Below are 12079 nucleotides of genomic sequence, written 5' to 3'. Positions count from 1 at the left end.
ACTTTCGTCAGTTCAGCATTAAAGGCTTCGTGCGCACAAAGATAAAATTTATTGCGGATTAGGTTATTTGTTTATTCGGTTATTCGAAAAAAAAAAATCGTATTTTCGTAGCATGATTTTAGTCACAGGAGGAACCGGTTTAGTAGGAGCACATCTATTGCTTCATTTAATGCAATCCCGAAGTATCGGGAGTGAAAATATCCGTGCTATTTATCGCAATGCAAAAAGTATAGAAAAGACTAAAAACCTGTTTAGTTTGTACAAGAAGCCGGAGTTATTCGACACAATCGAATGGATTCAAGCGGACATCACCGACATTCCTGCCTTAGAAAAAGCTTTTAATGGAGTTGATTATGTGTATCACTGCGCCGCTTTGATTTCTTTTGATCCAAAAGACGAAGATTTAATTCGGAAAACCAATATTGAAGGCACCGCAAACATTGTTAATTTTTGTATTGCCAATGCCATAAAGAAACTCTGCTTTGTAAGCTCCATTGCCGCCCTTGGTGATTTAGCAGCACACGAAAATTTCATTACAGAAGAAACCGAATGGAATCCCGAAAAACCGCATAGCGATTATGCTATTTCTAAATATGGTGCCGAAATGGAAATACGGCGCGGGCAACAAGAGGGTTTAAAAGTCATCATTGTAAATCCCGGAATTATTCTTGGTCCTGGCTTTTGGAAACAAGGAAGTGGGGTTCTTTTTACAAAAGTAAAAAAAGGATTGTCATATTATACTTTGGGAAGTTCGGGGTTTATAGCTGTGACTGATGTCGTCCGCATTGCAGCTCAATTAATGAAAAGTGAAATCCATAACGAACGATTTACATTAATTGCAAAAAATATCGTTTTCAAAGAAGTCTTGAACAGTATTGCTGATTCGCTACTTGTAAAAAGACCTTCAATTCATGCAAAACCAGTTATAATGGAAATTTTATGGAGAATAGACTGGATTCTAGCAAATATTTTTATGAAGAAGAGAAAATTACCAAGTGCTACTGCAAAAGCATCTTATTCAAAAAATAAGTATTCCAATGATAAAATCACCACCGTTTTAAAAACAGATTTTTTAGACATCCATCAATACATTAAAGAAATTTCAGCTTTGTAACTATAGCCTTTTCTTTACTTAGTTTCCAAGGAATCTATCACTTTACTTTTGGACAAAATAGGTTTCTTTATTGGTTTCTTTTTCTTTGCCTCAGCCTTAATCAAGGTAGTTACTCCCGCTTTCGTTGCAACTAATCGAGTATTTATTTCATCTACAATTGCTGAATATTCTTCATAATTAGAAGCATAATAAATATTGCTTTGCGCAAATTGAAGACTATCCACTTTATACTTTTTATAAATATATTTGTTTGGATTTATTTTAAAAGAGTCCAAAGAAGCCGGATTTTGATATTTGATACCGTCTAAAACCGACAAATCATACATAATGTTGATCATTGTCTCTTTCTCTATAAGGCGATTTGGCTTCTTGACAACCTCATCCTTACAGCTAACAAACACAATGACAATCGCTAAAAGTATAATTATTTTCTTCATTTTTTACTATCTATCAAACAACAATCTTTTTCCTGCACGGATGTCTTTCACTTTAAAAGAATTGTAAACCAATTGTCCGTTTACAAAAGTATGTGTAATTCTGGATTTAAATGTATATCCTTCAAAAGGTGACCAACCACATTTAGCTATAATATTTTCTTTCTTTACACTCCAAGGCAAACCTGAATTTACAATAACTAAATCAGCATAATAGCCTTCTCTTATGAAACCACGCTTCTCAATTTTGAATATCTTGGCTGGATTATGACACATTTTTTCAACAATTTTTTCAATGCTAATTTTCCCTTGATGATGTGCTTCAAACATAGCCACAACAGCATGTTGTACTAATGGACCACCAGAAGGAGCTTGCAGATATGGGAGTTTCTTTTCTTCCAGTGTATGTGGCGCATGATCCGTTGCTATTACATCAATTCTGTCATCCAGCAATGCTTCCCATAAAACCTTTCTATCGTTGGCTGTTTTTACTGCAGGATTCCATTTGATCAAATTTCCCTTGGTCGCATAATCATCATTGGTAAACCATAAATGGTGAATACAAACTTCAGCGGTAATTTTTTTGTCTTCCAATGGTATTTTATTGGTAAACAAATCCATTTCTTTGGCAGTAGAAAGATGAAAAACATGCAAACGTGCACCGGTTTTTTTAGCCAGTGCCACTGCTTTTGAAGAAGAGATGTAGCAAGCCTCTTCACTGCGAATTAAATGGTGAGCAGTTACGGGAACATTCTCTCCAAATTCTTCTTTATATTTTGCTAAATTATTTTGAATTGTCGTTTCATCTTCACAATGCACAGCGATAAGCATAGGCGTACTTGAGAATATTTTTTCTAAAGTCGCTTCATTATCAACCAACATATTACCTGTTGATGATCCCAAAAATATTTTTATTCCTGCAACATTCTTTGGATTTGTTTTTAGAACTTCCTCCAGATTATCATTTGTTGCACCCATCATAAAAGAATAATTCGCATACGATTTCTCTGAAGCGATTTGGTATTTTTCTTCTAAAATTTCTTGTGTTACAGCATTAGGAACCGTGTTAGGCTGCTCAATATAAGAAGTTATTCCACCTGCAACTGCCGCTTTCGATTCTGATTCTATATCGCCTTTATAGGTAAGTCCGGGCTCTCTAAAATGCACTTGATCATCAATGGCGCCCGGCATCAAATAATTCCCTTCGGCATCAATAATCACACATTGAGAAGATTTGGCACTGATACTTTCTGAAATTTCAACAATTAAGTCATTTTCAATTAATACATCGCCCTCAAAAATTACTCCTTCATTTACTATTTTGGCATTCTTAATTAAAACCCTGTTCATCGTATCTTTTTCTTATAATGTGTTAATTAATTTTTTTAATCTAAGTGAAATAACTCCAAAAACTGCTTCAACAATAATAGAATTACTCATTTTTGATTGTCCTTTAGTCCTATCTGTGAAAATAATAGGCACCTCAACAATGCTAAATTTATTGCAGTACGTTCTGTATTTCATTTCAATTTGAAACGCATAGCCAACAAATTTTATTTTATCTAAATTGATTTGTTCCAATACATTTCTTTTGTAACAAACGAATCCTGCCGTGGCATCGTGAATTTTCATTCCCGTTATCAATTTCACATAAACCGATGCAAAATATGACATTAAAACTCTACTTAAAGGCCAGTTTACAACATTCACTCCGGTAACGTATCTGGAACCTATTGCCAAATCAGCATCGCCTAAATGACAGGCTTTATACAATTTTTCTAAGTCATTAGGGTTGTGCGAAAAATCAGCATCCATTTCAAAAATATACTGATATTTTTGTTCCAAAGCCCATTTAAAACCATGCACATAAGCCGTTCCTAAACCTGACTTTTTAGTTCTTTTTTCTAAAAATAATCTGCCTGCATATTCCGATTGTAGTTGAACCACTTTATCCGCTGTATGATCTGGTGAGTTATCATCAATAATAAGAACATGAAAAGGTTTGTGTTGGGAAAGCACAGATCGAATAATGCTTTCTATATTTTCAATCTCGTTATAGGTTGGGATTATAACAATGGAATCGTTCATATTTTAGAGTAATTTCACCGCAAAAGTAAACTTTTTATACGATTTGATTCATAATAAAATTATAATAAAAAGAATGATATAAAAAATTAGTAATTTTGCATCGCTATGACGGAACATGTACTTCAACTGAGAACAATCGAAAATAATGACTGGGCAACGCTTTTATTTGTGTTGTCGTTTGCTACCATCGCATTCACTAAATCCATTTTTGAAAACCGTTTTGGGGATTTTGCAAATTTGATTTTTTCAGATAAGTATGTTAAAGTGTACAGAGACAGCAGCCATCTCAAAAGCGGTTTTACCATCTCTTTGTTTTTTGTACAGGTAATCTCATTTGCTTTTTTTATTCAGCTTTCGCTGAGCAATTTTGGCAAAGCGCTAAAAACAGATTGGATCTTATACATTCAAATAATCACCTTTCTTATTTTCTTTATTTTATCGAAATATTTAATCGAAAAAATAATTGCCACTGCGTTTGATATTGAAGAATTTGTTGAACAATTTAACCTTCAAAAGGTTACTTATAGAACTTATATTGGTTTATTTATACTCCCAATCAACATTATTTTGTTCTATTACAACTCCTTATCAAAAAATATGGTTTTACTATTTATAGCTGTAGTAATAGGTGCCAACGTTATAAGCTATTTAATTTCAATAAAAAACTATCAAAATTTAATATTAGGTAAGTTGTTTTATTTTATTTTATATCTTTGCACTCTTGAAATAGCTCCCTATTATTTTATGTATTATTGGTTTACAAAAGGGAGTGCTTAGAAACCGTTTTAAATATGAAAGTGAAAACAATTTTGGTGTCACAACCCGAACCTAAAGTGGAGAATTCCCCATACTTTGAGCTTCAACAAAGGCATAAAGTGAAAATTGATTTCAGACCTTTTATTCACGTAGAAGGAGTAAATGCAAAAGAGATTAGACTTCAAAAAATCGATCTTAATCAATATACTGCTATTATTTTGACGAGTAAAAACGCTGTTGATCACTTCTTTAGAGTTGCTGATGAGATGCGTTATAAAGTTCCTGAAGGATTGAAATATTTCTGTCAGTCTGAAGCCATTGCGTTTTACCTGCAAAAATATGTAGTGTATCGAAAACGTAAAATCTATGTTGGACCTAAAGATTTTGCCGATTTGTCCCCACTAATAAAAAAATACAAAGACGAAAAATTCTTATTACCTGCCTCAGATCAATTAAATGCTGACGCGCCAATAACGCTGAACGCATTGAAAGTGGACTGGACTCCAGCCGTTTTTTACAAAACAGTGATGAGTGATTTATCTGATTTAGCCGATGTTTATTATGATGTTTTGGCTTTCTTTAGCCCAACCGGAATAAAATCATTGTTCATGAATTTTCCAGACTTCGAACAAAACAACACTCGAATTGCAGTTTTTGGAAGCACGACCCAAAAAGAAGCGTTGGATCATGGTTTAAGAGTAGACATACTTGCTCCTACACCTGCAACTCCTTCGATGACAATGGCTTTGGAAAAATATATCATTGAAGCAAACAAAACAAAATAGATTTAAATTTATTTCTAAATCATATAAACCATCCGCCAAAACGGATGGTTTTTTTATGCAACAATCACAAAAAGATTGTTATCCATTCCTACTATTTATTTTTTAGTTAAATTTGATTTTAAATTAAAACTAAATTTTACATTCTGGTTTCAAATAGCAATTTATGAAAATCAATTCCTTAGTAGTAGAAATAGACGGTATCGACAAAGAAATTTTACGTTTCCTAATGGAAGATGCTCGAATGCCAATCCTTCAAATCGCTAATAAAATAGGAATTTCGGGAGCTGCGATTCATCAACGTTTGCGAAAGCTGGAACAATCCGGAGTGATTTCGGGTTCAAAGTTTACGGTAAACAACAAAATCCTGGGATATAATACGATGGCATTTGTTGGTATTTACTTAGATAAAGCAGCAAGAAATCCGGAGGCTGTCAGAGATTTAAAAAAAATTCCAGAAGTTTTAGAATGCCATTACACCACAGGAAACTGGTCTATTCTTATAAAAATTATTTGTCGAGACAACGAACATTTAATGCAATTGCTCAACACCAAAATACAGGCTATTGAAGGCGTTTCCAGAACGGAAACCTTCATTTCATTAGACCAACAAATTGACAGACAAATTCAATTATAATTTTTTGGTTAATCGTTGATTTGGTTATTTGATAAAAAAAATCAGTCTCGTTTTAAAACAAGACGGATTTCCATATATAATTTTTTAATAATCTAAAAATCTATTCTCTTCTGCTTCCTCCCATATAAATTGAAATATAATACAACAACGTCGCGATAGAACCTAAAGCAGCCACAAAATACGTTCTTGCCGCCCATTTTAGAGAATCCTTGGCCCCAGCCTGTTCTTGTTGCGTTAACATATTTTTATTTTCTAACCAAGCTAATGCACGATGGCTGGCATCGTATTCAACTGGCAAAGTAATTATTGAAAACAAAGTCGTCGCAGCAAAAATCACGATTCCAATTAACAACAATTGAGGAAAGGTTTTAATCATCAAGATACCCGCCAGTAAAATCCATTGCATGTAAGTCGATGCAACATTTACCACCGGAACCAACTTAGACCGCATTGTCAACCATTGATATCCCACAGCATGTTGCACCGCGTGACCACATTCGTGTGCGGCAACAGCAGCAGCAGCAGCATTTCTTTGGTTATAAACCGCTTCACTCAAATTCACCGTTTTATCCAATGGATTGTAATGATCTGTTAATTGTCCCGCAACCGAGATTACTCTCACATCGCGAATCCCATTGTCAGCTAACATTTTTTCGGCTATTTCAGCGCCAGACATTCCGTTTTGCAAATGCAATTTAGAATAATGTTCGAATTTACTTTTCAGTCTTGAACTCACCAACCAGCTAAAAAGCATAATTACTCCAGCCAGTACTATATAACTCATTCCCATATTTTCTTGTTTTTAAAATATAAACTTACCATTTACACATCAAATTTAGCACCAATTTTTTACAATGTCAATTTGGCATTTATAAAATGGAACGCGGATAACCCTGATGCAACTAATTTGCGCAAATTTTATGAATGGGAATAAAAAAATCCAAATTCTAATATAGAATTTGGATTAATATATCTGTTGTTGTAAAGACGCACCGTAGAGACGCACTGCAATGCGTCTCTACATTGGACGTTACCCAACCAAATTGATAATTTTCCCCGGAACAATAATCACCTTGTTTGGCGTTCTTCCTTCTAATTGTTTGATGGTTCTTCCGTCTTTCATCACAATTTCCTCGATTTGTTCTTTGGTTAAATCCAAAGGCAAAACCATCGTGAAACGCATTTTTCCGTTGAAAGAAACTGGATATTCCTTTTCGCTCTCAACTAAATATTTAGCTTCAAAAACAGGAAAAGCAACTGTTGCAATCGAACCTGTATTTCCTAACAACGACCATAACTCTTCAGCGATGTGCGGCGCATACGGCGAAATCACAATCGCCAATGGTTCCAGAATAGCACGAGAATGACAGTTTTGAGTGGATAATTCGTTCACACAAATCATAAACTGTGAGACTGATGTATTAAAAGAGAAACTCTCAATGTCTTCCGCCACTTTTTTGATAGTTTTGTGCAATGATTTTAAGTTGTCTTTGGTTGGTTTTTCATTTGTAACAATCAAACCATTATCATCAAAATACAAACGACACAGTTTTTTCAAGAACCCAAAAACTCCCGAAATTCCTGCCGTATTCCAAGGTTTTGCTTGTTCCAATGGCCCTAAAAACATTTCATACAAACGTAACGTATCAGCTCCATATTCGTCACAAATATCATCTGGAGTCACGACATTGTACTTGGATTTCGACATTTTTTCGATTTCACGACCAACGATAATTTTTTCATTTTCGTCTTTGATGAATATAGCATTCGCATAATGTTCTCTTGATTTTTTAAACTTTTCTTCATCTAACTCATCAGACGAATTTACTAGTGAAACGTCAACATGAATTGGATTTAATTGCATTGAAAGTTGTCCTCCCAAACTAATTAGTTCCACGTCAGGAAATTTTGCTGTTAAAGTATATAAATATATATTTTTTACTTTCTCTATTTCTTCTTCATTCCCCTTAACAATTTTATCATATTTTGATTTGGTTACAAAGATAGAAGCAGCCTGCTCATTCACTCCATCATGACTTGTACCCGTCATTGCCCAAGAACAACGGTAAATAAAAGCACTCATTCCCAAAATCATTCCCTGATTAATCAGTTTTTTGAATGGTTCTTCAGTCGGCGCAAAACCTTTGTCTTTTAAGAATTTGTTCCAAAAACGAGAATACAATAAATGTCCGGTGGCGTGTTCGCTTCCGCCAATGTATAAATCCACGCTTTCCCAGTATGCCAATGCGTCTTTACTTCCAAACTCGTTTTCGTTATGTGCATCCATATAACGCATCCAATACCACGAACTTCCCGCCCAACCTGGCATCGTGTTCAATTCGAGAGGATGAATTGTCTTATTATCAACTAAATCCGTATTGACAACTTGATTCGTTTCGGTATTCCAAGCCCAAACCAAAGCGTTTCCTAAAGGTGGCAAACCGTCTTCGGTTGGCAAATATTTCTCTACTTCCGGCAAGATGATTGGCAAATGTTGCGCATCAATCATTTGCGGCAAGCCATTCACATAATATACCGGAAACGGCTCTCCCCAATACCGCTGGCGAGAGAAAACAGCATCACGCAAACGGTAATTAATTTTACCTTTTCCTTGGTTTAGTTTTTCTAATTCCTCTATCGCTTTCTTAGTCGCTTCTTTGTAATTCAATCCGTTTAAGAAATCAGAATTGGCGATAATAACATTGTCTTTCGAACCGTATGCAACCTCAGAAATATCCACATTTGCAAAAATATTTTTGATTTCTTGCATTCCTTTTTGCCCTTTGAAGAAATTCGCAAACGCATAATCTCTTTCGTCACCACAAGGAACCGCCATAACAGCACCTGTTCCATAACCTGCCAAAACATAATCCCCAATCCAAACCGGAATTGGTTCTTTCGTAAACGGATGTTCCGCAAACGCTCCTGTGAAAACTCCCGAAATGGTTTTTACATCAGCCATACGTTCTCTTTCGGAACGTTTTGACGTTTTTTCTATGTAAGCTTTTACTGCTGCTTTTTGTTCCGCAGTTGTAATTTGTGAAACCAATTCGTGTTCTGGAGCCAATGTCATGAACGTAACTCCAAAAATAGTATCAGGTCTTGTCGTGAAAACATCGATATATTGTTGCTCGCTTTCGACTTTCGACTTTTGACTTTCGACTTTAAAAGAAACAGTCGCACCAACTGATTTTCCAATCCAGTTTCTTTGACTTTCCTTGATACTTTCGCTCCAATCAATAGCGTTCAAACCTTGCAACAAACGTTCCGCATAAGCCGAAATTCGCATGCTCCATTGTGTCATTTTCTTGCGCACCACCGTAAATCCGCCACGTTCTGAAACGCCATTTACGATTTCGTCATTAGCCAAAACCGTTCCTAATCCCGGACACCAGTTCACCTCAGTCTCGGCTAAATAAGTCAATCTGTATTGCAACAAAATTCTCTCCTGCTGTTCTTTTGCGAAAGCGTTCCATTCATTTGCTGAAAAAGCATCAATATTTTCATCGCAAACTGCATTGACACTTACATTTCCTTCTGTTAAAAAAATGGAAATCAAAGTCGAAATATCTTCGGCTTTATCGCTGTTTTTATTGTACCAAGAATTGAATAATTGGATGAAAATCCATTGTGTGTGTTTGTAATAATCCGGATTTGAAGTGCGAACTTCTCGGCTCCAATCGAAAGAGAATCCAATTTTGTCCAATTGCTTTCTGTATCCCGCAATTTTATTTCCTTCTTTATCGGTTCCACCGTCAATATTTACCGAAGTCGTATCTTCCGGACGCTGACCCGTTTGAATGGCATATTGCTCCGCAGGCAATCCAAAACTGTCGTAGCCCATTGGGTGTAACACATTAAACCCTTGGTGTCTTTTGTATCTTGAATATACATCAGAAGCGATGTAACCTAGCGGATGTCCTACGTGCAATCCCGCTCCAGATGGATAAGGAAACATATCAAGTACGTAATATTTAGGTTTTGTCGAGTTGTTTTCCGCTTTAAACGTTGCGTTGTCTAACCAATATTTCTGCCATTTGGCCTCTATTTCGTTCGGATTGTATTTCATTCCTATTTTTTATTTTTATTTTAATGGAGTCATGCTTTCGCTTACTCAAGTCATTTAGCTATTTATTTTAACCCATTCAGGGTTTTGAACCCTGGATGGGTTGCAAAAATTTTAGGTCGCAAATTTACATTTTATGCACGAAAGTTAAAACTTTGAGCGTTATTAACTTTAAATAAAGAAATTCTTTATTATTTTTACCCAATAATTTCAGTAAACTATGAGTTCTTCCTTTGATAAATTTCAAAAACGCAGGTTAATTTCTTCTTATTTTTCGGTAGTGCTAAGTATATTCTTGGTTTTGTTCCTATTGGGAATGCTAGGCTTTTTTATTATAAATTCTAAAAAACTAGCCGATGATTTCAAAGAAAAAATTGCCATGACGGTATTTTTCAAAAACGAAGCGAATGACAGCATTATCAAGGCTTTTGATAGGGAACTAAAAAAAGCTCCTTTTGCAAAATCATACGTTTATGTGACTAAAGAAGCTGCTGCAAAGCAACATACCGATATTATTGGTGAAGATTTCTTGGAGTTTTTGGGTGAAAATCCATTGCAAAATTCTTTTGACATTCATCTAAAAGCAGATTATGTAGTGAAGGACAGTATCACGAAAATTGAAAGTAGTTTACGCAAAAACGCTATGGTTTCGGATATCGTGTATGACAAACAATTAGTGAATTTGGTCAATGACAATATCAAAAAAGTAAGTATGTGGATTCTAATCGTTAGCGTTTTCCTAACTTTTATTGCTGTTTTATTAATTAATAGTTCTTTGCGTTTATCAATCCATTCTCACCGATTTATCATCAAAACCATGCAAATGGTAGGTGCAACAAAATCATTTATCAGAAAACCATTTGTAATGCGAAGCTTAAAACTAGGTCTTTTGGGCGCTGGTTTGGCTATCATTGCGCTGATTGGTGTTTTGATTTATGTTCAAACTAATTTCCCGAATCTTGGTATTCTTGATGACAAACTGCTTATTGGATTAGTATTATTAGGCGTTTTGGGAGTTGGTATTTTAATTACTTGGTTGAGTACTTATTTTGCGACACAACGTTTCCTGAATTTAAGAACAGACGACCTGTATTGATTTTTGATTGTAGATAATGATTTTTGATTTCAGATTTTAAAAAAACAGCATGAAAAACAACGAACAAAACCACGAATTCCTTTTTGAGAAAGTAAATTATAAAATTCTATTAATTGGGATTGGAGTAATAGCACTTGGTTTTATACTCATGTCCGGTGGTGGAAGCGACGATCCAAAAGTATTTAGTGAAGCGATTTTTGATTTTAGAAGAATTCGCCTGGCTCCAACAACCGTTTTAATTGGTTTTGGAATCACCGTTTTTGCTATTCTTAAAAATCCAAAAAAAGCATAAATGAATACATTACAGGCATTTTTAATTGCTGTTATCGAAGGATTAACAGAATATTTACCCGTTTCCTCAACGGCTCATATGGTTTTTCTAAGTTCTTATTTTGGAATTCAAGAGGATGATTTTGTCAAACTATTTCAGGTTTCTATTCAATTTGGAGCTATTTTGGCGGTTGTCGCGTTATATTGGAAGAAATTTTTCGATTTCTCCAAATTCAACTTTTACATCAAATTGATTTGTGCCGTGATTCCAGCTTTAATATTAGGGAAATTATTCGATGATAAAATTGAAGCAGTGCTGGGAGATCCGATTCCAATTGCGATTGTATTGATTTTAGGAGGAATCATTTTGCTTTTTATTGACAGTCGTTTTCAAAGTCCAACTGTTATTCAAGAAGAAGACATCACGATAAAAAAAGCTGTAATCATTGGTTTCTGGCAGTGTTTAGCGATGATGCCAGGAACAAGTCGTTCAGCTGCTTCGATAATTGGGGGAATGCAACAAGGATTAACTCGTCATGCAGCGGCGGAATTCTCTTTCTTTTTAGCGGTTCCAACCATGATGGCAGTTACGTGTTACTCTGTATTCTTAAAAACCTACGAGTCTTCACAAATGAAAGGCTACGAATTGATTTTAAAGTCAAACGAAAATATCCAATTGTTCTTAATAGGAAACGTAGTTGCTTTTATCGTTGCCATTATAGCGATTAAATTCTTCATCGAAATCATCAAAAAATACGGTTTCAAACCTTGGGGTTGGTACCGAATAATCGTAGGAATCTTTTTATTGATCTACTTTTCATACTTTAAATAATTTC

General features: G+C 35.0%; 12 protein-coding genes. 7 read left to right on the top strand and 5 right to left on the bottom strand.

Annotation, left to right across the window (positions count from 1 at the left end; translation table 11 throughout):
• Positions 1 to 112 precede the first annotated feature (112 nt).
• Positions 113 to 1114, top strand: coding sequence for an NAD-dependent epimerase/dehydratase family protein (locus ACFX5F_RS00955; RefSeq protein WP_379849042.1), 1002 nt, complete (start codon positions 113 to 115; stop codon positions 1112 to 1114).
• A gap of 14 nt (positions 1115 to 1128) precedes the next feature.
• Here ACFX5F_RS00955 and ACFX5F_RS00950 read toward each other — a convergent pair whose 3' ends face one another.
• Genes ACFX5F_RS00950 through ACFX5F_RS00940 form a run of 3 tightly spaced genes read right to left on the bottom strand, consistent with a single transcriptional unit; the run spans position 1129 to position 3636 of the window.
• Positions 1129 to 1551, bottom strand: a complete 423-nt coding sequence (locus ACFX5F_RS00950; RefSeq protein WP_379849040.1) for a DUF4296 domain-containing protein — start codon at positions 1549 to 1551, stop codon at positions 1129 to 1131.
• Between the two features lie 6 nt (positions 1552 to 1557).
• Positions 1558 to 2898, bottom strand: coding sequence for a dihydroorotase (locus ACFX5F_RS00945; protein ID WP_379849038.1), 1341 nt, complete (start codon positions 2896 to 2898; stop codon positions 1558 to 1560).
• A gap of 12 nt (positions 2899 to 2910) precedes the next feature.
• Positions 2911 to 3636, bottom strand: coding sequence for a polyprenol monophosphomannose synthase (locus ACFX5F_RS00940; protein WP_379849036.1), 726 nt, complete (start codon positions 3634 to 3636; stop codon positions 2911 to 2913).
• 105 nt (positions 3637 to 3741) lie between these two features.
• Here ACFX5F_RS00940 and ACFX5F_RS00935 point away from each other — a divergent pair, with 105 nt between their 5' ends.
• The 3 genes from ACFX5F_RS00935 (at position 3742) to ACFX5F_RS00925 (ending at position 5811) form a co-directional block, all read left to right on the top strand.
• On the top strand, positions 3742 to 4413 hold the full coding sequence (locus ACFX5F_RS00935) for a DUF4271 domain-containing protein (protein WP_379849034.1): 672 nt from the start codon (positions 3742 to 3744) through the stop codon (positions 4411 to 4413).
• Between the two features lie 14 nt (positions 4414 to 4427).
• The gene (locus tag ACFX5F_RS00930; RefSeq protein ID WP_073208964.1) at positions 4428 to 5177 is read left to right on the top strand and encodes a uroporphyrinogen-III synthase; all 750 of its coding nucleotides are present in this window, start codon (positions 4428 to 4430) and stop codon (positions 5175 to 5177) included.
• A gap of 163 nt (positions 5178 to 5340) precedes the next feature.
• Complete coding sequence (locus tag ACFX5F_RS00925; protein ID WP_073208966.1) at positions 5341 to 5811, top strand: Lrp/AsnC family transcriptional regulator; 471 nt, start codon at positions 5341 to 5343, stop codon at positions 5809 to 5811.
• A 100-nt stretch (positions 5812 to 5911) separates the two neighbouring features.
• Here the strand turns inward: ACFX5F_RS00925 and ACFX5F_RS00920 are convergent, their stop codons facing one another.
• Together ACFX5F_RS00920 and ACFX5F_RS00915 are read right to left on the bottom strand one after the other, a co-directional pair.
• Positions 5912 to 6601 (bottom strand): zinc metallopeptidase, encoded by a 690-nt coding sequence (locus ACFX5F_RS00920; protein ID WP_379849032.1) that lies wholly within the window; start codon positions 6599 to 6601, stop codon positions 5912 to 5914.
• Positions 6602 to 6841: 240 nt separating this feature from the next.
• Positions 6842 to 9880: a leucine--tRNA ligase gene (locus tag ACFX5F_RS00915; RefSeq protein WP_379849030.1), complete on the bottom strand. Its 3039-nt coding sequence runs from the start codon at positions 9878 to 9880 to the stop codon at positions 6842 to 6844.
• A 217-nt stretch (positions 9881 to 10097) separates the two neighbouring features.
• On the opposite strand from ACFX5F_RS00915, the gene ACFX5F_RS00910 reads away from it, so the two are divergent.
• Genes ACFX5F_RS00910 through ACFX5F_RS00900 form a run of 3 tightly spaced genes read left to right on the top strand, consistent with a single transcriptional unit; the run spans position 10098 to position 12075 of the window.
• Positions 10098 to 10973 carry a cell division protein FtsX gene (locus ACFX5F_RS00910; protein ID WP_379849028.1) on the top strand — a complete coding sequence of 292 codons (876 nt, stop codon included), beginning with the start codon at positions 10098 to 10100 and terminating at the stop codon, positions 10971 to 10973.
• A gap of 49 nt (positions 10974 to 11022) precedes the next feature.
• Positions 11023 to 11265, top strand: coding sequence for a DUF3098 domain-containing protein (locus tag ACFX5F_RS00905; RefSeq protein WP_073208972.1), 243 nt, complete (start codon positions 11023 to 11025; stop codon positions 11263 to 11265).
• Complete coding sequence (locus ACFX5F_RS00900) at positions 11266 to 12075, top strand: undecaprenyl-diphosphate phosphatase (RefSeq protein ID WP_379849026.1); 810 nt, start codon at positions 11266 to 11268, stop codon at positions 12073 to 12075. It begins immediately after the preceding gene.
• Positions 12076 to 12079 lie beyond the last annotated feature (4 nt).

Origin of the sequence: Flavobacterium zhoui (assembly GCF_042787235.1) — a bacterium.
GTDB classification, from domain to species: domain Bacteria; phylum Bacteroidota; class Bacteroidia; order Flavobacteriales; family Flavobacteriaceae; genus Flavobacterium; species Flavobacterium zhoui.
The sequence above is the reverse complement of the archived record's forward strand: the minus strand, read 5'-3'. Positions and strand labels throughout refer to the sequence as shown.

Coding starts and splice junctions, on each gene's coding strand:
- ACFX5F_RS00940 (WP_379849036.1), bottom strand. CDS start 3,636: ATGAACGATTCCATTGTTATAATCCCAACCTATAACGAGATTGAAAAT.
- ACFX5F_RS00945 (WP_379849038.1), bottom strand. CDS start 2,898: ATGAACAGGGTTTTAATTAAGAATGCCAAAATAGTAAATGAAGGAGTA.
- ACFX5F_RS00920 (WP_379849032.1), bottom strand. CDS start 6,601: ATGGGAATGAGTTATATAGTACTGGCTGGAGTAATTATGCTTTTTAGC.
- ACFX5F_RS00955 (WP_379849042.1), top strand. CDS start 113: ATGATTTTAGTCACAGGAGGAACCGGTTTAGTAGGAGCACATCTATTG.
- ACFX5F_RS00910 (WP_379849028.1), top strand. CDS start 10,098: ATGAGTTCTTCCTTTGATAAATTTCAAAAACGCAGGTTAATTTCTTCT.
- ACFX5F_RS00905 (WP_073208972.1), top strand. CDS start 11,023: ATGAAAAACAACGAACAAAACCACGAATTCCTTTTTGAGAAAGTAAAT.
- ACFX5F_RS00900 (WP_379849026.1), top strand. CDS start 11,266: ATGAATACATTACAGGCATTTTTAATTGCTGTTATCGAAGGATTAACA.
- ACFX5F_RS00930 (WP_073208964.1), top strand. CDS start 4,428: ATGAAAGTGAAAACAATTTTGGTGTCACAACCCGAACCTAAAGTGGAG.
- ACFX5F_RS00935 (WP_379849034.1), top strand. CDS start 3,742: ATGACGGAACATGTACTTCAACTGAGAACAATCGAAAATAATGACTGG.
- ACFX5F_RS00950 (WP_379849040.1), bottom strand. CDS start 1,551: ATGAAGAAAATAATTATACTTTTAGCGATTGTCATTGTGTTTGTTAGC.
- ACFX5F_RS00915 (WP_379849030.1), bottom strand. CDS start 9,880: ATGAAATACAATCCGAACGAAATAGAGGCCAAATGGCAGAAATATTGG.
- ACFX5F_RS00925 (WP_073208966.1), top strand. CDS start 5,341: ATGAAAATCAATTCCTTAGTAGTAGAAATAGACGGTATCGACAAAGAA.